The 18,411-nt window shown below is 42.4% G+C and carries 17 protein-coding genes; 11 read left to right on the top strand and 6 right to left on the bottom strand.

Annotated features, from left to right (window positions below; all coding sequences use genetic code 11):
* Positions 1–178: 178 nt before the first annotated feature.
* The 4 genes from ABM313_RS13580 (at position 179) to ABM313_RS13565 (ending at position 4,589) form a co-directional block, all read left to right on the top strand.
* Positions 179–610, top strand: coding sequence for a DUF29 family protein (locus tag ABM313_RS13580; RefSeq protein WP_434683739.1), 432 nt, complete (start codon positions 179–181; stop codon positions 608–610).
* Between the two features lie 97 nt (positions 611–707).
* Positions 708–2,000, top strand: a complete 1,293-nt coding sequence (locus ABM313_RS13575) for an ATP-binding protein (protein ID WP_434683738.1) — start codon at positions 708–710, stop codon at positions 1,998–2,000.
* A 9-nt stretch (positions 2,001–2,009) separates the two neighbouring features.
* Positions 2,010–4,271 (top strand): tetratricopeptide repeat protein, encoded by a 2,262-nt coding sequence (locus ABM313_RS13570; RefSeq protein WP_434683737.1) that lies wholly within the window; start codon positions 2,010–2,012, stop codon positions 4,269–4,271.
* A gap of 102 nt (positions 4,272–4,373) precedes the next feature.
* Complete coding sequence (locus ABM313_RS13565) at positions 4,374–4,589, top strand: type II toxin-antitoxin system HicB family antitoxin (protein ID WP_434683736.1); 216 nt, start codon at positions 4,374–4,376, stop codon at positions 4,587–4,589.
* 110 nt (positions 4,590–4,699) lie between these two features.
* Here the strand turns inward: ABM313_RS13565 and ABM313_RS13560 are convergent, their stop codons facing one another.
* The 5 genes from ABM313_RS13560 to ABM313_RS13540 form a co-directional block, all read right to left on the bottom strand.
* Positions 4,700–5,122, bottom strand: coding sequence for a hypothetical protein (locus ABM313_RS13560; protein WP_434683735.1), 423 nt, complete (start codon positions 5,120–5,122; stop codon positions 4,700–4,702).
* 162 nt (positions 5,123–5,284) lie between these two features.
* Positions 5,285–6,166, bottom strand: a complete 882-nt coding sequence (locus tag ABM313_RS13555) for a hypothetical protein (RefSeq protein ID WP_434683734.1) — start codon at positions 6,164–6,166, stop codon at positions 5,285–5,287.
* Between the two features lie 199 nt (positions 6,167–6,365).
* Complete coding sequence (gene glgA, locus ABM313_RS13550; RefSeq protein ID WP_434683733.1) at positions 6,366–7,742, bottom strand: glycogen synthase GlgA; 1,377 nt, start codon at positions 7,740–7,742, stop codon at positions 6,366–6,368.
* Between the two features lie 425 nt (positions 7,743–8,167).
* On the bottom strand, positions 8,168–10,477 hold the full coding sequence (locus tag ABM313_RS13545) for an inverse autotransporter beta domain-containing protein (protein WP_434683732.1): 2,310 nt from the start codon (positions 10,475–10,477) through the stop codon (positions 8,168–8,170).
* 264 nt (positions 10,478–10,741) lie between these two features.
* Entirely contained in the window at positions 10,742–11,482 is a 741-nt protein-coding gene (locus ABM313_RS13540; RefSeq protein WP_434688473.1) for a response regulator transcription factor, read from the bottom strand.
* Positions 11,483–11,775: 293 nt separating this feature from the next.
* Between ABM313_RS13540 and sds the strand changes: the two genes are divergently transcribed.
* The 7 genes from sds (at position 11,776) to ABM313_RS13505 (ending at position 17,289) form a co-directional block, all read left to right on the top strand.
* The gene (sds, locus tag ABM313_RS13535) at positions 11,776–12,759 is read left to right on the top strand and encodes a solanesyl diphosphate synthase (RefSeq protein WP_434683731.1); all 984 of its coding nucleotides are present in this window, start codon (positions 11,776–11,778) and stop codon (positions 12,757–12,759) included.
* Positions 12,760–12,818: 59 nt separating this feature from the next.
* Positions 12,819–12,995: a hypothetical protein gene (locus ABM313_RS13530; protein ID WP_434683729.1), complete on the top strand. Its 177-nt coding sequence runs from the start codon at positions 12,819–12,821 to the stop codon at positions 12,993–12,995.
* Positions 12,996–13,119: 124 nt separating this feature from the next.
* A complete protein-coding gene (locus tag ABM313_RS13525) occupies positions 13,120–14,433 on the top strand; it encodes an AAA family ATPase (RefSeq protein WP_434683728.1) in 1,314 nt (437 codons plus the stop codon).
* Positions 14,430–15,032, top strand: a complete 603-nt coding sequence (locus tag ABM313_RS13520; protein ID WP_434683727.1) for a hypothetical protein — start codon at positions 14,430–14,432, stop codon at positions 15,030–15,032. Before ABM313_RS13525 ends, ABM313_RS13520 begins: the two co-directional genes overlap by 4 nt.
* Positions 15,029–16,537 carry a C-3',4' desaturase CrtD gene (gene crtD, locus ABM313_RS13515; RefSeq protein WP_434683726.1) on the top strand — a complete coding sequence of 503 codons (1,509 nt, stop codon included), beginning with the start codon at positions 15,029–15,031 and terminating at the stop codon, positions 16,535–16,537. The genes ABM313_RS13520 and crtD overlap by 4 nt, the downstream gene beginning before the upstream one ends.
* A gap of 43 nt (positions 16,538–16,580) precedes the next feature.
* Positions 16,581–16,919, top strand: a complete 339-nt coding sequence (locus ABM313_RS13510; protein WP_434683725.1) for a type II toxin-antitoxin system RelE/ParE family toxin — start codon at positions 16,581–16,583, stop codon at positions 16,917–16,919.
* Entirely contained in the window at positions 16,912–17,289 is a 378-nt protein-coding gene (locus ABM313_RS13505) for a DNA-binding protein (RefSeq protein ID WP_434683724.1), read from the top strand. The genes ABM313_RS13510 and ABM313_RS13505 overlap by 8 nt, the downstream gene beginning before the upstream one ends.
* A 5-nt stretch (positions 17,290–17,294) precedes the next feature.
* Here the strand turns inward: ABM313_RS13505 and ABM313_RS13500 are convergent, their stop codons facing one another.
* The gene (locus tag ABM313_RS13500; RefSeq protein ID WP_434683723.1) at positions 17,295–18,377 is read right to left on the bottom strand and encodes an NAD(P)/FAD-dependent oxidoreductase; all 1,083 of its coding nucleotides are present in this window, start codon (positions 18,375–18,377) and stop codon (positions 17,295–17,297) included.
* Positions 18,378–18,411 lie beyond the last annotated feature (34 nt).

Here is an 18,411-nt window from a genome sequence, read left to right as displayed (position 1 = left end):
AAGCGGTTCTTACCATTTGCTGTTTTCGTCGAACTGACGTTGCCTGAGTAGATTTGTAGACCAAAGCATTTTCCTGTGGCTGATGTAAAATGAAGGCATTAGTAAACTTTGTGGTGTAAATAATGTAAAAGCGACATTTGATAACAATTGCGATGAACTGAGGTAAGAGGTGAATGCGATGGAAGAGTTGTTAGAACTTAAGGGGTTTTTACTTGGTGGCAATATCCATGAGGCTTTGCTGTTGGTTGAGGAAATGACGGAAATGATCAAAGACGACAAGCTGAATAAAATCTCCAGCTTTTCCAAGATCCTCTTATTGCATTTAATCAAACGTCAAGCAGAAGGAAGAACAACGCGATCGTGGGATGCTTCCATTGAGAATGCTGTGTATGAAATTCAAAAAACCAATCGTCGGCGTAAAGCTGGTGGCAATTATTTATCGATGGAGGAATTGAGGGAAGCAATCAATGATGCTTATCGAGTTGCTCTATCAGGTGCGGCGGCTGAGGCTTTTGGTGGTTGTTATTCAGTGCAACAATTAGCCGCAATGGTTGATCGCAATACTATTATCGATCAAGCGATCGCCTTGATTTTGGCAGATGGTGAATAAGCGATCGCCAAAATCCTAAAAATCGTAATTTTTCTAGCTATTACTTTCATTGGTATGATGGCATTATTTGCTTACCTAGCTATTATCTGCGGCAATTATGGATCTTGAACTTCTCGCAAAATTTCAACAAATTTATAAAGACTTGGATCTGTTCCCGCTAGTTGAAGCCGAGGATATTGCAAAATTTCGGGTGGATTATGGGCTAGAGGTCAAGGTTAGACTGAGGCGCGAAATTGAGGCATCTGAAAAGAATGGCAAATTTATTTTTGCGGGGCATCGTGGTTGCGGTAAGTCAACTCTGTTGAAGCGATTAGCCAATGAAATGTCCGAGCAACATTATGTGGTGTTTTTCTCGATCGCCGATCTGATCGAGATGACGGCGGTAACACATACGAATATTTTGTACGCGATCGCTTTGTTGATGCTTAGTCATGCCAAAAAATTAGGCATAAATGTCGCAGGAGATATCCAGCAAACTGTTTTAGGTTGGAATACGACAACTCGCAAGCAAACGCAAGGCGAAGAAACCATAGGGGAGTTAGGATTTGAGGTTGAATTTTTAGATGTATTTACGGCAAAATTGCAAAGGGAACATTCTTTTCGTGATGAGTTAGAGAAAACTTTTGAGAAAAAATTTTCTGACCTAGTGGGCAAAATTGATCGTCTTGCGGCTGCCATTCAAATTAAGACAAAGAAGACTGTAATTGTAATCATTGACGATTTGGATAAGTTGGATCTGCCGTTGGTTGGAAAGATTTATCGCGATAATATCAAGGCTCTATTTTCACCCCATATTCGGATTGTGTTTACAATTCCTGTTTCAGCAATTCAAGAGCCGCAAGTAATGGGGGCTCTTAATTCTGAGGGTGTGGTGCGTCCGCATCTGTTCCCTGTGGCTAAGTTTTTTCCAAAAGATGATCGCCGTAATCCAGAAGTGGAACCAATTGCTAAAAACCTAAATATATTTCTGGAAGTACTAGAAAAACGTATTCCTGATGGATTGATCGAGCCGCAAACTGCTCGTGAGATGGTGTTAAAGAGTGGTGGGGTGATGCGGGAATTGGTGAGGATTGCGCGAGAATGTTGTACGGAATGTATGGTGCAAATTGAGATTGAGCCAGATCGCGAAGATATCATTATCGATCAAGAGATTCTCAATACTGCCTTGCAGAATTTGCGTCATGATTTTACGCGGCAGATTGGTAGTAGTCTTTATGATTTGTTGGTACAGATATACAAGACTTCGGAAGCTGAGGATTCTAGTAATGAAGGTTTTGTAAAACTTTTACATGGCTTGATGGTATTGGAGTATATGAATGCTTCGCTGTGGTATGACGTGCATCCGATTGTGGTGGATTTGCTGAAACAGAAAAAACTAATCGAGGCGTAGAGCGTTGCGATGGAAAAAGATCCCAGTCAAAATCAACGGAATTTACGGCGTTTGTTGATGTCTATGCAAGCCAGCTATGGCAGGCTGAATTTGTTGATTGCGATTTGTGATAATTGGAAATATCGTGATGAGTTGATTAGTAGCTATGAGAGAGAGTTAGCGTCTAAAGGGACAAGTTACCATCGTGTCAGAATTGATCGCCAGCAACCAAGTTTAAAACAATCTTTGCAGGACTTGGTATCACAGGAACCTGAGTTAATGTCGGATGATCAACCTGCGATCGTCACAGTTTTGGGTGCAGATGAACTTTTGGGAATCCGCCTCAACGAACCAAAATCGGCTCAAGAACAATTCTTTTTTTCGGCGCAATGGACAAGGGAGGGCTTGCGCGATTTTACGTTTCCGATTGTGATTTGGTTAACGCCTGCAATCGCAACATCCTTAGCCCAAAGAGCTCCCGATTTTTGGAGTTGGCGCGGCGGTGTGTTTGAGTTTTCTCGATCTACTAGTATTGAGCAAGTTGGATTCAAGGGACTTTTTGTTAGCGGCGATGTCAATATTCAAATTTCTCAATCTCAATCTTTATCTGGTTCTGGAAAATCAATATTTGATTCTGAAATAACATTCAAGTCAAAAGATAATCCTGACAATCTACAACAGGAAATCGAAAACTTAAAAATTCAAGATCCAAATTCTCCTTTGCTAGCAAATTTGTACAATACAATAGGAATATTTCACAAAGATTCTAGACACTATGCTGAAGCAGAAAATGCTTTTTTACAAGCATATAGATTGTACTCGAATCAATCAAAAATTAATTTTTCAAACATAGTTTCCTGTCTCAATAATCTAGCGGAAATCTACCAATCACAGAAAAGATATGATGAAGCAGAACCTTTGTATTTAGAATCTCTTATCATTCAAGAGCAAAGATTAGGTGTTACTCATCCTGATATTGCTACTGAACTTGATAATCTTGCTGAGCTTTATAGAATACAAGGAAGATATTCTGAAGCTGAGCCTCTTTTGTTAAGAGCCATTGAAGTTGGAAATCGACAATTAGTAAAAGATCGGAATGCAATTGCTCGTTTGAATAACTTAGCAAGTTTATATATGTCTCAAGGTAGGTATAAAGAAGCAGAGCCAATTTATCAACAAGTTTTACAATCACAGAGGGAAGTTCTTGGAGATCGCCATCCTGACATTGCATCTAGTCTTACTAATCTAGGAGGGTTATTCTTTTCACAAAGTAGGTACGAAGAAGCGATGGATCTTTATTCTCAAGCATTGGAATTACAAAAGGAATTATTTGGAGATCGTCATCCTGATGTTGCAGCAAGCCTCAATAATTTAGCAGGTCTATACTTTGCTTTAGGTAATTATGAAGACGCGGAACCACTCTATCAGCAAGCATTGGAATTACAGCAAGATCTTCTAGGAAAAAGTCATCCTGATGTTGCAAATAGTCTTAATAACCTTGCTGGGCTTTACTATGCGTCAGGAAAATATGAGAACGTTGAACCTCTCTACTTCAAGGCGTTACAAATTAGACAAGAAAAACTAGGATCAGACCATCCTGATGTTGCTTCAAGTTTAAATAATCTGGCAGAAATTTTTCGAGTGCAAGGGAAGTATAGCGAAGCCGAACCACTCTATCTGCGATCACTTTCGATCGTGGAACGTCAACTAGGAGCAGACCATCCCTCTATCGCATCCAGTCTCAACAATCTTGCTGCACTATACCAAGCGCAAGGGAAGTACATCGAGGCTGAACATCTCTATGTGCGATCACTGGGAATCAGGGAACGCCAACTAGGAGAAGATCACCCCGATGTCGCCCAAAGTCTTAACAATCTCGCATTACTTTACGAATCGCAAGGGAAGTACAGCGAAGCCGAACCTCTCTATGTGCGAGCGCTCGAAATCTGGGAACGTCAACTAGGAGAGGAGCATCCAAATGTCGCCCAAAGTCTTAACAATCTCGCAGCACTTTACTATTTTCAAGGCAAGTACAGCGAAGCCAAACCTCTCTATATGCGATCGCTCGAAATCAGGGAACGACAACTAGGAGCAGACCATCCCGATGTCGCAAACAGTCTCAACAATCTCGCATTACTTTACAAATCGCAAGGGAAGCACAGCGAAGCCGAACCTCTCTACCTGCGAGCTATCCAAATTCTTGAGAAAGCCCTTGGTTCCGAGCATCCCAATACAGTTACAGTTCGCCAAAATTATGCAATGCATGAAGGAGACATGAATGTAAAAATATGAAAAATTTAGGCAAAAACTGCTTGATGGTGGCAGCGATAATAGTATTGATTTTGAAACCCTCTGCCAATTTTTAAAGCGGATAGGCTTTAGCGAAAGGATCAAATGACACCAATTAAGTACGAATTGATTGTTTATTGGAGCGAAGCAGATGAAGCCTTCATCGTGGAAGTTCCCGAACTTGCAGGCTGCATGGCAGACGGTCAAAGCTATACCGAAGCCGTATCCAATGCCGAAATTATCATCCAAGAATGGATAGAAACAGCGAAAACACTAGGAAGAATCATCCCCACACCCAAAAGGCGATTGATGTATGCATAACCTAACGAATTGCAAGGGAAGTACGGAAAAGCCGAACTAGCGATCAAGGAAAAAGGAAAAAGGTAAACTGTTTAGTCTTTTTAAATTTTGTAGCTTATCCCGAACTCACATTATTTACGATTGAAAACTTCTAATGTTTGACGGCTAAACTCGCGTAGGTTTTCAACTCCATCTTCCATTGGTATCTTGTCGCCGAAAAATTGCCAGTTATCCACCGTTGAAAAGCGCCAGCATTCGCCTTTATAGTCATGTCCACTTGCTTCAATCCCGATCGCTCGCAAATCTCCATCGACAGGATCTTCGTATAGTCGAATTTGAAAGAGAATGCTGCGAACCTTGAGCCGCCAGCTTACCCCTGGGAAATGAAAGCCCACATCAATCGAGTCTGGATCGAGTAATCTGCGTGTATCCGAATTATTTAGCCAAGGTTTCAAATCAGAGCGTGCAGCAGGGTAAATAGCTTTAAACAAATTGACAATCGTGGCGATTTTGGTCGCTACTTCGACATTTCTCGCTTGTTCAGCAGCATTCACGGGCCTTACCCTCACATAAAACCTACAAAACCAATATTTATCAGCTATTAATTGCTGATTTTAGCATTTGCCAACAATAAACCCTATTAACCTACGTTCGCTGTAGCAATTCTCACTATAAAGCCAATTTCAGGGACTTGTTGCATTGAGGTGGCAAATCCCTCAATTTCTAGCAGGTACTAAATCAGGAATAGACTCAAAGTTTGGTAGAACTGATGGATCAAGACTTAAGCGATCTAGTAACTTGGCAAACTCCTTGCAACATTGGGCAGAGCTTTGCAAGATTTGCTTTTGCGAGAACTTGATCATGATCCAGCCTGAATCTACTAAAAAGCGATCAGCTAGATCATTTTGCATTGCATTGGACTCACTTTCTGAAGGCGCACTAATCTCGATCGCAATATGTACGTTCAAAACAGGATCAATATAGGTCAAAGCAGGAACCCAATCATGGTTAATGCTAGGAATATAAATCTTGACACCTTGATAGAGCGTTCCTGATAAATACTGTTGGAGAGTTTTTCCAAAATCATAAATAGCCGATTGATCGCGATCCGTAGGCTTACGACTCTGGGTTAAGGCGATCGCATTTTCGACGGTCGGAATCTTGGCAAAGAACTTCTGATATTGCTGATGGCGAAACTCAAGGATGCGTTCAGGCGCATGGGCGATCGCTAATTGTTGCTGATAGCTCACCTCTTCGCGGGAATAAGCCTCTAGCTTTGCGAAATAGTTTTGCAGTTGATGTTGATGATTTTGATATCGTTTTTTGTAGGTGAGAAACTGATATCTGACCCTCAACACAATTGCAACTGTCCCCACAATTAATATCATTATCCCTAACTCTTTGGCGACTGCGGTTACCAGTGCTACTAAGACAATTAGACCGAAGCTCAAAGAGAGCGCTTCTTGTATTTGAATCGGTGTTGGCTGTTGATTAGACGGCAAACTTGGCAAGGTCATACCTAGCTTGGGTGCAACAGGTTTAGACTGAGCAATGCGCTGCACTTCTGGAGGAATAAGAATAGTAGGAAACTGACGCATTGATAGATTGCCTGAAAGATTGATTAAATTTAATTCAAGGTAATTCTTACAGTGCTTTGAGAGATTTGCAAGCTGCTGCCGAAAGAGTGTATAAAGCACCCTTTTGGCAGCAGCTTACAAATCTAAAATCTCTGGATTCCCCCTTAGCAAGGGGGAATTAAGGGGGGTGAGACTTGCTTGTACAAGGTAGATTCTTTATCTAAGCATTTTCTAGTCCAGGGATTGAGCGATATAGCTGGATGTATTTTTCTGCGGAAGATTGCCAACTGAAATTAGTACTCATTCCACGTTCTTGCAGTAGTCGCCATGCATCGGTATAGCGATAGCTTTCCCAAGCACGTACCATGCAGGTATACATATCCAATGGCTCGTAGCGATCAAAGCTAAAGCCTGTACCTGTCTGACCAATTGGATCATGGAAGGACACAGTATCAACCAATCCGCCAGTGCGACGAACAATTGGTACGCAACCATAGCGCAGGGCAATTAGTTGACTCAGACCACATGGCTCAAAGCGACTAGGCATCAAAAAGGCATCGGAACCAGCATAAACCCGATGGGAAAGTGCTGAGTTAAATAAAATCTGTGCCGACATACGCCCAGGGTAGCGGGAGGCGATTTGCCAGAGTTGTGATTCGTAATAACGTTCACCTGTACCTAAAACGACAAATTGAGCATCGGTATAGGCTAAGTAACGTTCGAGAGTTTGTAACAGTAGATCAATACCTTTCTGCTCTACTAAACGTCCCACCATGCCAATCAAGAAAGTCGCAGGATTTACGGCTAGTCCTAACTCTTTTTGCAAAGCAATTTTATTTGCCATGCGATCGTCAAGGGTTTCTACAGAATAGTTCTGCACCAGAGATTGATCGGTAGCAGGATTTTCTAGATCGGTATCGATGCCATTTAAAATACCCCAAGGCTTGAGGAACGACAGTAAGCCTTCTAAGCCTTCCCCATAGGTGGGTGTACAGATTTGTTGGGCATAGGTTGGAGATACTGTATTTACGCGATCAGCATACTTGATACCTGCCGCCATCGTGTTATGGGCATCCATATACCAAGGAGTCCAAGTAATTCTGTCCAAGAACCAGCGCCAGGGTCCTTGATAGGCAAGGTTATGAATCGTGAATACAGTGCCAATGTCGGATACTTGGTGCATCCATACAGGAATCATGCCTGTATGCCAGTCATGACAGTGAATGATGTTTGGTTTCCAATAGTTCCATGCAAATTCGGCGACAGCATTGGCAAACATGGTGAACCGCCAATCTTCATCTTCACCGCCATAAACGCGAGCAGGAATAAATGATCCATGCCCCATTAAATACAAGGGGACATCTGTACCTGGTAATACGGTTTCAAAAATATCAAATTCCTGAAACATCGCATAGCCTTTCCAAATCCATGTTGGATTTTCTTGCAGTTTGTCTGGAACTACGCCGTAGTAAGGCATGATGATTCGCACATCATGTCCCATTTTCTTGAGAATCGGGGGAAGTGCGCCTACTACATCTGCCATGCCGCCAACTTTGGCGAGAGGAGCAACTTCAGCCGCCGCAAATAAAATTTTCATTCGTTGATCATTACTCGTATGTCAGGCTATCTAAATTATTTTCAGGCATATAGCGATCGCTACAGCAGTAATTTTTACAAGCAACGCTTGAGAGTTAAAAGAAACCCCACTCCGTGGGGTTTCTTTAGAAGATCGACGCGATCGCTACAGCAGTAATTTTTACAAGCGACGCTTGATAGATAAAAAAGAGCCCCCACTCGGTGGGGTCTCTTTTGATGATTAGCGCGATCGCTACAGCAGTAATTTTTACAAGAGGTGTTTCACCAACTAAAAAGAAAACCCGCAAAGCTTGTTTTCTTTTTAGTCGTTAAGGAAACGTGAGTTCGATATCGCCATTTGCGGCGTGCGAAGAACGCCGCAAATGGCGAAAAATGGTAAGAATCGCTTAGCGATTCTTACCATTTTTCGCTTTCGTCGAACTGACGTTAAGGAAATGTGCAAGCCGTAGTGGGAATTTGAACAGTGTTGTTTTGGACTCTGTATTTACTTGCTGTTCCTGTATTACCTCTAGCCGTGAGTTCATTGACCAGTGCTGGGCTGGGATTCGCCACGGCGATCGCTGTGGTTAGTCCTGCTAATTGCAGCCCTGATGGTGATGTACTTTGCCTACGGAATAGATAATCAAGACTAGAGGTGGGATTGTTTAAGGTATTTCCTTCAAACTTGACGCAGAGCGAAGCAACATTTTGAGATCGAATAATCATCGATGCATCATCTATTCCAACCTGCGTATTGGTGTTTGTAACTTTATTATTCAATACCGCCGCTCGAACAGACGACTGTCCTCCAACTGCCGTTTCTCCTACACGCACCTGAATTGCTGCACCACCGACATTGCTAATGTTGTTATTAGCGATCGTCGTTGTACCAATAGAACCATCAACAGCGCCAAAGCTAATGCCTTTGTTCACGATGTTATCAATGGTATTGTTGCTGATTGACAGCGTGGCGTTTGCATTATTGCCTAAATTGATGTCAATGCCATCGGCTCCATCGTTTGCACCTGTGATATTTCGGACAGTGTTGCCTGTGATGTTGACAGTTGCGGTGGTCGTAGTGGCACAACCTCCTAAATCTGGATAGACACGACAGAGACTAAACTCAATCCCGTCAATTTCAACAACGCCTGCGGTGGCGGTATTATCTCTAACAATGTTGTTGGCGATCGTCAGATTGACATTCCCTGTATTGTTGCGTACAAGAATTCCCGCCTCTACCTGTGTTTGGACATCAGGTTGAATTGTATTAATGACTGTGTTGCCAGTAATCGCAGCAGTACCACTGACGTTATCTAGACGAATGCCTTCAGTGATCGCATTGTTAACTTGGTTGTCCGAAACATTGGTATTGCCACTAGCACCTATCAAGACAATACCTCGCCCCGAATTACCCACTGGTGTGCTGCTAGGTGCCGTAATGTTGACCCTATTATTGGCAATCAAGGCATTCACGTTATTGTTGCCAATAATGCCAGCATTTGCCCCAGTAGCCACATTTTTATTGATGCTAAAGCCAGATAGAGCTTGATTAGACCCTGATGCTAGAGTGACTGTATCGCTGACGATGGGATAAACACCCGTGTTAGCAGGCAAAGGAATATTGGGCAAATTCGCACCTCCAGCGCCAGCTAAATATGACAGAGGCACTACAGATGGCGCACTAGAAAAGACTTTTACACCGTCAGGAATTGTAAATCCAGCTAAAGTTGGTGCTATAGAGCCTGTTGGGGTATAGGCATACACAATTCCGTTTGCCCCAGCAGCGCTGGCATTGGCAATAGCCGTCGAAAAGTTAGTAAAAGACACCACATTAGGGTTGCCAGATAAGCCTGTAGTGTTATTGGCAACAATAAAGAAACTATAAGGCTGACCAGTCACAGGATTAATTGCGACGAGTTGATCGCGTACCGTTTGATTTTCGACAAGGACAGAACTATTACGCGAAAATCGTTCATTCATGCGCTCTAGCAATGTTGGCGGAGTAGCTTTTCTGGCGGAACGATTAGAAAAATTAATACCAATATTAAAAAGAATACTCGTGCCAAAAATGCGATCGTTCTGAATCGATAAACCCGCATTGATGAGATCGCCATAGTATCCCAAACCACCTTTAATCCCCAAGGCTCCAACACTATTGGTAGCAGTGTAATAGTAAGACCCGACATAGGGACGGAGATATCCTGCATCACCAGTGGTGATTATAGTGCCAGCTTCTAACTCCACGCCACCCATCGCTGCATCAAAACGGCGATCACGATCGATCAAAAACTGATTACCCTGAAAGCTGCCAGTATTTAGGATTGTTTCGCTCAGTTGGGTATTAGTCTTACCTATGGGAAGGTAAGTATTGAGGCGCATATCCCAAGTTTCTGCAAAAAGTTCTAAGCCTGCGGAAATTTGCTGAAAAAACTGCGCTCCTGCATCACGATTGTCGTAGGCAAGATAGCCCCCTAATACGAATTTGGCGACATCATTTAGCGATCGATAGCCAACTGCAAGATTAGAGCCAATGCGTCCATTATTAAAGATGCGGACTTGAGGATTGAGATAGAAAAAATTTTCTGGTGTTTGATTGAGAGGAATGCGTAAATCAACACTAGTATTGCCATCTATCCCTGCGCCACTGCCGTTATAGAGAAGTTGAGCATCAAATGGAAATGGCTCAGGTTGACTAGATGCTTCTGTAACAATTCCCCCATTTATACATACACTTATGCATACTAGTGATAAAGACAAGCAACTATATTTGAAGATTCTAGATACTGATTTTTTCCGCATAGCCCTTAACAACTCATCTTTCCAAGGAAAATCTACACTTTTCCATTTTGAAAGATCAGGGCTTAAAAGCCATGTGTTGCCTAACACTTGGTCATAAATACGTGAAGATTCGGCTTCGCTCAGCTAGCTTAATACTAAATAAACAATAGGGATGACCTTTTAGGTCATCCCTATTGTTGGAGATTAATCAATGAGAAATTGCCAAACAACTTATTGACTGATTTATTCAGCGATCGCCTCTTCGTTTTGTTGATTATCGTTATCGTGGGGAAGCTCTAAGCAATAGCCAGCACCATATACCGTCTTAATGTACTTAGGATGGCGTGGATCTGGTTCTAACTTAGTCCGTAAATGGCGAATATGCACACGGATAGTCTCGATATCATCATCTGGTTCATAGCCCCAGACCTCTTTGAGAATTTCACTAGGTGAAACGGTTTGCCCATGACGCTGCAATAGACAATGTAGCAACTCAAATTCTAAATGAGTTAACTTGACGGTTTTATTAAACCAAATTGCCTCAAAGCGCTCAGGTACAAGCGTCAATGAGCCAAAGATTAAAATTTCACCATGCTTGGCTGTGTCAATAATCCGATTTGTACGGCGTAGCAAAGCACGTACTCGCGCTAGCATCTCTTCCAGCTCAAATGGCTTAGTCAGATAGTCATCAGCACCAGCATTAAATCCCTCGACCTTATCTTGGGTTTGCCCCATAGCTGTCAACATCATCACAGGAATTTCTTTAGTCCGTTCGTCACGGCGCAACCTCTGACAAACTGTGAACCCATCAACCCGTGGCAGCATCAAGTCAAGGATGATCATGTCTGGCATCAACTGAATGGCAAGTGCTTGTCCTTTGATGCCATCGCTCGCTTGACTGACTTGATAGCCAGCGTGTTCAAGGTTCAGAGTTACCATTTCAGAGATTATCGGATCATCATCGATCAAGAGCAGCCTAGGCATCATTAGTCAAAGTTCCATCTATACGATTGGATTACGATTTGTTAAATAATATATATCATGCTGATACATAGTGAGCAAAGGTGAAGAGGTGCTTTATCCCTACTCATTGATAGTTATAGCGATCGCGAAAAAATTTCTGGCTAAAGGAGTAGTAGGTACAGAGTGTCAGCCATTTGCAGTCCTTTGACTGATTGCGACTATAAAAACAAGCTAAGTCGGGCTTTAACTCTTACAACATTACTCATACAATATATGAAGATATGTAAAAATTGATTTAACACTGGTTTATTCGCATGAGCCTTCCAACTACTTCTGTCACCGAACTTTTTGCACCAGTCAAAGATGACTTGCGTACGCTCACGGATAATTTGAAGCAGTTGGTAGGCGCAAGACATCCAATTTTGTACGCTGCGGCTGAGCATTTATTTGAAGCTAAGGGCAAAAGTATGCGCCCTGCGCTAGTCTTACTAGTGTCACGGGCGACCATGAGCGATCGCGATATCACTTCACGCCATCGCCGACTTGCCGAGATCACGGAAATGATCCATACCGCCAGTTTGGTGCATGACGATGTGATCGACTCGGCTGACCTGCGGCGTGGTATGCCAACTGTGAATAACAGTTTTGGTAATCGCATTGCGGTATTGGCTGGAGACTTTCTGTTTGCTCAAGCATCTTGGTACTTAGCAAATCTCGATCATCTCGAAGTCGTCAAACTTTTGTCAAAGGTGATCACTGATTTTGCTGAGGGTGAAATTCGGCAGAGCTTGACTGCGTTTGATAGCAGCTTAACCTTAGAAGATTATCTGGAAAAAAGTTTTTATAAAACCGCCTCTCTAATGGCGGGTAGTGCTAAAGCTGCTGGGGTATTGAGTGGTGTCAGTCAGGTACAGGCTGAGCAGCTTTTTAACTTTGGTAAACATTTTGGAATTGCCTTCCAAGTTGTCGATGACATTCTTGATTTCACTAGTTCGACTGAGACATTGGGCAAACCTGCTGGCTCTGATTTGAAGCAAGGTAATTTGACTGCACCAGTATTATTTGCCATAGAAGAACATCCACAGTTACTCGGATTGATCGAGCGTGAGTTCAGTGAGGATGGTGATATCGAAAAAGCACTGGATCTTGTCTATAGCAGTCAAGGTATTGCACGATCGCGTGATTTGGCAAAGAGTCATGTTAAGTCGGCGCTAACTGCGATCGAGTGGCTGCCATCTTCTGCTCCTAAGCAATCCCTTATCGGTTTAACCAATTACGTTCTAGATCGCTTGTATTAAAATCAAGGAGCATAAAGCTTTCGCTAGTCTCCTTAATTTTTTGCCAATGAGGTATAGATATGGTTGCGGTATTAAGTATTGATAAAGCTGCTGTTCAACCAACTGAAAATGTAATTGAGCAGAACCTAAATACTTGGGTAAAAGTCTCTTGGGAAAAATTTATTCAAGTTGCAGACGATCCTAAATATCAAAAAGCCAAGTTTTATTACTTCAATGGAATTTGTTTTCTGAAATAATTCAAGAGGCTTTGGAAGAAGTTGGCTTAGCAAATGCAATTCTTGAGAGTAGAAAAGATGATTTTGTGCATGAAGAAAATATATTTGCTATTCTGGATGGTGTTGGAATATCAAGGTTGTTTAAATGTTAAAAAGCCTTCGATTAGAAAATTTTAAAAGTTTTAAAAATGCTGAGCTTTCGCTTGGAGATTTGACAGTTTTAGTGGGGACTAATGCTTCAGGTAAGAGCAATATTCGTGATGCTTTTCGTTTTTTGCATGGCATTTCGAGAGGCTATAGTATTGCCGAAATCATTGGCGAGAAATATGGTGAAGGTGGTGTACTGCAATGGCGTGGCATACGTGGTGGGACGAAAGAAATAACTTATTGTGGGGCTGATTCTTTTGCGATCGCTATTTCTTTTTCTGTCCAAGATGGCGATACAGAGTATGACATGGATTACCACATTAAAGTCAGATTAGCTAATCCAGTCCCTTACATAACTGATGAAAGATTGAACTGTAAGAAAAAAGAATATCCAATTTTTGAATCACAATCAACATACACATTAGCTTTTTCTAATTCTAATGGTGTTCATTTTTATGACTATTGGGAAAGTTATAAAGTGTATGCTAATCCTGTGATCATAGAAAAATATGACTACATGGCAAATTACATACCTATACTTTCTCAGGTGTCTAAAGGAGTTAAGCCATATGGACAAGGTATTAGGGAAAACTTTGATAGCTCAATTGCAAAAAAATTCTGTGAACTTGCTTTAAATGTCATAAGTGAAATGCGATTTCTCGATCTCAGTCCTGATGTGATGAGACTGCCAACTTTTTCTGGACAAAATGTTTTAGGCGATCGCGGCGAAAATTTATCATCGGTGATGTTAGATATCTGTCGTGATGAAACTCGTAAGGCGATTTTATTGGATTGGTTGCAAGCCTTAACACCAATGGATGCAAAGGATTTTGACTTTCCAGAGGACTTTACAGGCAAAGTTTTGCTGAGAATCGAAGAGGCTAGCGGACAGAAAACAACAGCTTATAGTGCATCGGATGGGACATTACGCTTTTTAGGATTACTGGCGGCGCTTTTGGGCAATCAGCGATCGCGCTTTTACTTTTTTGAAGAACCCGAAAATGGCATTCATCCCAATCGTTTGAGCTTACTGCTGCAACTAATGGAGCAAGAAGTAGCTAATGGTTCAATGCAAATAGTGATTACAACCCACTCACCACTTTTGTTAAATTTCCTCAGCCCTGCCAGTCTCGAATATGCCTCCTTAATGTATCGAATAGGCGATCGCGCCGAGTCACGAATCACTAAAATCATGGACATTCCCAATGCGAGAGAACTCATCGCTAATGATGGATTATCGAGCTTACTAGATTCAGGTTGGCTAGAAGATGCGATGTACTTCCTCGAAGATGAAGAGGTGCAGAACGCATGAATGTTTTGATTATTCTTGAAGATTTTGTCAATGATGAAAGTATGGTACTACCGATTGTCAGAGCGATGATGACAGCGATCGGAAAGCCTCAAGCAAAAGTTGCAGTCTGCAAAAATCCTCGTCTGCGTGGTCATGCTGAAGCATTGAGATGGGAAAAGATTCAAGAAATTTTGGAAAGATATGGAGGTATGACTGATTTATTTTTGGTGTGTGTCGATCGCGATGGCAATGGAGATCGACGAGCGAAACTTGATGGACTTGAAAAGAAAGCACAGGAGTTTTTAGCAGAAAAGTATCAAAGCCCGAAAAAATTTCTTGGTGAAAATGCTTGGCAAGAATTAGAAGTATGGGTTTTAGCAGGATGTGAAGATATTCCTAAAGTTTGGAAATGGTCAGAAATTCGTTCTGAGAGAAAATCCAAAACAAGTTATTTTATGCGATTTGCAGAACAGCGATCGCTGTTAGAAGCACGTTGTCAGGGTAGAGGAATCCTCGCCGAAGAAGCATCTAAACGTTATGATCGCATTCGTCAACGCTGTCCTGAAGATATTCAAGAACTAGAGAAAAATATTCGACAATGGTGCGAGTTGAGTAAATGAAAGTGAAACAAAAAATAATTGTGGTTGGGGCGGGAATTGGCGGATTAACGGCGGCGGCTTTGATGGCTAAGCGTGGCTATGAAGTCATTGTTTACGATTTGGCAATTGTTGCTGGTGGCTGTGCATCGACATTTAAGCGGCGTGGATTTACATTTGATGTGGGTGCAACACAGGTAGCAGGTTTAGAATCTGGTGGGATTCACGATCGCATTTTTAAGGAATTAGAAATAGAACTTCCTGAAGCTACATATTGCGATCCTGCCTGTGCAGTGTTTTTGCCAAATGAGAGTGAGCCGATTAACGTTTGGCGCGATCGCAATAAGTGGAAAGCAGAGCGACAAAGGCAATTTCCCAATAGCGAACCATTTTGGAATTTCTTAGAAGACTTATTTTGGCGCAGTTGGTGCTTTCAGTCTCGCGATCCGATTTTGCCACCGCGTAATATTTGGGATGCTTGGCAATTAGTTAAAGCTTTGCGAATCGATACCTTAGCAACAGCTCCATATACCTTCTCGACCGTGGGTGATGCTCTGCGTGGGTTTGGATTGGCAAATGATCAGAGATTACGCACATTCCTCGATTTGCAATTGAAGCTTTATTCACAGGTGAATGCTGAAGAGACAGCTCTACTTTATGCAGCAACAGCTTTAGCAGTTTCGCAAACTCCTTTAGGACTATTCCATCTCAAAGGAAGTATGCAAGTTTTAAGCGATCGCCTGATTGAGAGCATTGAGCGCGATGGGGGAAAGGTATTGATGCAACATCAAGTTACTGCGATCGAGGATCAAGGAAAAAGTAAAAAGGTAAAAGTAAAAAATCTGCGATCGCAAGAGATTTTTGAAGATAGCGCCGATCACATCGTGGCGAATGTGACGGTGAATAACTTTGTGCAGCTTTTGGGAGATGCTGTGCCCAAGGGATATGCTCAACGGGTTGCCAATCTCAAGCCTGCTTCAGTAGCTTTTGTAGTTTATTTGGGAGTGGATCGGGCTGCGATTCCTAAAGACTGTCCGCCGCATTTACAGTTTTTGGAAGCCTATGAAGATTCCCAAGTTCATAAACCACATTCGCTATTTATTTCCGTTAGCAAAGAAGGCGATGGTCGCGCTCCTGATGGAAAAGCTACAATTATTGCCTCTGAGTTCACAGATGCAGCAGTTTGGTACGGCGGCGAAGATTATCAGGAACTCAAACAGAGATTTACAGAACGGGCGATCGCGCAGTTAAGCACATATTTCCATCTCAACGAAGAGACAATCATTCTTATTGAAGCAGCCACTCCACGGACGTTTGAGCGATATACAGGACGAGATCGTGGCATTGTTGGTGGCGTGGGAATGCGCGTTTCTACCTTTGGTCCTTTTGGTTTCGCCAATCGCACTCCACTTAAAAATATTTGGCTAGTTGGTGACTCTACCCACCCTGGGGAAGGAACCGCAGGGGTAAGTTATTCAGCGCTAACAGTAGTCAGGCAGATAGAGCAATCGTCACGCAAACTGATTTAATATCGTTAAGCGCGAAGTCACTGCACAAAATGAAGTCAAGCTGATGTCAGCACAACCAAGAGAAATTAGGCAATACATCACAGCCGAAGGCAAAATTCCCTTTGACGAATGGCTTAACTCACTGCGAGATATTCGGGCACAAGCAAGAATTGAACAACGTCTGGATCGTTTACGATCAGGAAATTTAGGTGATTATAAGTCTATAGGTGATGGTATATACGAACTACGAATTGACTATGGGAATGGCTATCGCATTTACTTTGGGCAAATTGGATTAGTTGTAATATTGCTATTATGTGGCGGCGACAAAAGCACTCAAAACCGTGATATCCGCAAGGCTAAAGAATATTGGCAAAATTTTAAGAGGCAGAACAATGAGTAAAACAGCAAGTCAATCAACTTATAAGGCAAGCGTAGATTATCATTCATCCCATATTGCCCGATTACAAGATCCTGAGTATGCCGCAGTATATCTTGACGTTCATCTTGAAGATCACGAGCCATCTGATATTGAAACTAATCTACTCAAACTAGCTCTTGGCAATGTTGCTGAAGCCCTTGTACCTGAACAATTAACAGCCTATAGTGCAACCCTAGAAGCGATTATGCAAAAACAAGGCACAGAGGCGATCTATGGTTTAGCTGATTGGCTCAAGGGGTTGGGGTTAAAACTGACGGTGACAGTTGATGCTGCTGAAGCACGGTCGAAAGATCTCGATCAAGATTTAGAAGAATTAGAAATAGCGGCTTAAGCAAATTAGAGAGTAAAGGGTCGCCAAGGTAGATCGCTTGTGCCAGTTAAAAGTAAATCCTTGGTAATTTGAGCCGTTACGGGAGCCATCAACACACCATTGCGATAGTGACCAGTAGCCACCAAAATGTGAGGATAATCTGGCACAAAGCCTAAAATTGGTGATTGATTGGCAACTGGTCTGGGGCGATCGCCTGCCCATGTTTCTAAAACTTCAGCATTAGCAAAAGTGGGACACCATGCGATCGCCTGTTCTAGCAATAAAGACACATTAGCCTCATTAGGTAACTCGCTGGGTTCAAACTCTAAGGTTGCACCGAGCCAATAGCGATCGCTACCTAACGGCACAATATTCAGATCGGAGCCATCCTCATTTTCAATATGCACAACGTTCTTTAGGTTTAGCTTGGGGATATGTAGCAACAACGCTTGACCAGCAACTGGCTGCATCAGATCTTGCCCCGAATATTTAGGATGATTTTTTAAAAGTGGCGCAAGTAGAGCGTTAGAACTTAAACCTGATGTAACGATGATGCGATCGCTAGATATATCTTCTAAATTTTCGACTGGTGTATTCCAAAGAAACTTCACCCCATTTTGAGTTGCGGCTTCGACAAGAGCATTGACTAACTGGATGGGATGTACTGCCCGATCGCATGGACTTAATAAGCCGCCATCGGTTTGCCATTGTGAGAAATCTTGAGCAATTTGCTCGCGATCAAGCCATTGCAAATCAAAACCTTGCCTTTTGCGAATCTCAGATAGCGATCGCGATTTTGTTTCAGCATCAGGCGATCGATACAAATTTAAAATGCCATTGCGGTTGTAGAGAATATCAAGATTAGTTTGGGCAGTTAACTCAGAAATCAGGCGATCGTATTTACTTAAACTTGCCAAGCGTAGCTTTACTAAAACTCCTCTTGCTCTAGAGCTTGAGGCAGCCATCAACACACCCAGCGCTGCACTTGTTGCCCCCATTGCTGGCTTGGCACTTACCTCAATAACTGTCACATCTAGCTCGGTTTTACTTAATTCATAGGCAAGCATTGCCCCGATCACACCGCAGCCAACAATAGTAATAGTGGTCATAAATTTTTGAAAGTAAGATTTTAGATGGGAGCTT

This window comes from Pseudanabaena minima str. Chao 2107, from assembly GCF_051131155.1.
Classification (GTDB): domain Bacteria; phylum Cyanobacteriota; class Cyanobacteriia; order Pseudanabaenales; family Pseudanabaenaceae; genus Pseudanabaena; species Pseudanabaena minima.
Note: the sequence above shows the minus strand (reverse complement) of the source record. Positions and strands in the feature narration are given on the sequence as shown.

Excerpts from the sequence above, each read along its gene's own strand:
- sds (WP_434683731.1), top strand. The coding sequence starts at position 11,776 with ATGAGCCTTCCAACTACTTCTGTCACCGAACTTTTTGCACCAGTCAAA.
- glgA (WP_434683733.1), bottom strand. The coding sequence starts at position 7,742 with ATGAAAATTTTATTTGCGGCGGCTGAAGTTGCTCCTCTCGCCAAAGTT.
- ABM313_RS13555 (WP_434683734.1), bottom strand. The coding sequence starts at position 6,166 with ATGCGTCAGTTTCCTACTATTCTTATTCCTCCAGAAGTGCAGCGCATT.
- ABM313_RS13580 (WP_434683739.1), top strand. The coding sequence starts at position 179 with ATGGAAGAGTTGTTAGAACTTAAGGGGTTTTTACTTGGTGGCAATATC.
- ABM313_RS13565 (WP_434683736.1), top strand. The coding sequence starts at position 4,374 with ATGACACCAATTAAGTACGAATTGATTGTTTATTGGAGCGAAGCAGAT.
- ABM313_RS13525 (WP_434683728.1), top strand. The coding sequence starts at position 13,120 with ATGTTAAAAAGCCTTCGATTAGAAAATTTTAAAAGTTTTAAAAATGCT.
- ABM313_RS13520 (WP_434683727.1), top strand. The coding sequence starts at position 14,430 with ATGAATGTTTTGATTATTCTTGAAGATTTTGTCAATGATGAAAGTATG.
- ABM313_RS13510 (WP_434683725.1), top strand. The coding sequence starts at position 16,581 with ATGTCAGCACAACCAAGAGAAATTAGGCAATACATCACAGCCGAAGGC.
- ABM313_RS13505 (WP_434683724.1), top strand. The coding sequence starts at position 16,912 with ATGAGTAAAACAGCAAGTCAATCAACTTATAAGGCAAGCGTAGATTAT.
- crtD (WP_434683726.1), top strand. The coding sequence starts at position 15,029 with ATGAAAGTGAAACAAAAAATAATTGTGGTTGGGGCGGGAATTGGCGGA.
- ABM313_RS13575 (WP_434683738.1), top strand. The coding sequence starts at position 708 with ATGGATCTTGAACTTCTCGCAAAATTTCAACAAATTTATAAAGACTTG.
- ABM313_RS13570 (WP_434683737.1), top strand. The coding sequence starts at position 2,010 with ATGGAAAAAGATCCCAGTCAAAATCAACGGAATTTACGGCGTTTGTTG.
- ABM313_RS13530 (WP_434683729.1), top strand. The coding sequence starts at position 12,819 with ATGGTTGCGGTATTAAGTATTGATAAAGCTGCTGTTCAACCAACTGAA.
- ABM313_RS13500 (WP_434683723.1), bottom strand. The coding sequence starts at position 18,377 with ATGACCACTATTACTATTGTTGGCTGCGGTGTGATCGGGGCAATGCTT.
- ABM313_RS13540 (WP_434688473.1), bottom strand. The coding sequence starts at position 11,482 with ATGCCTAGGCTGCTCTTGATCGATGATGATCCGATAATCTCTGAAATG.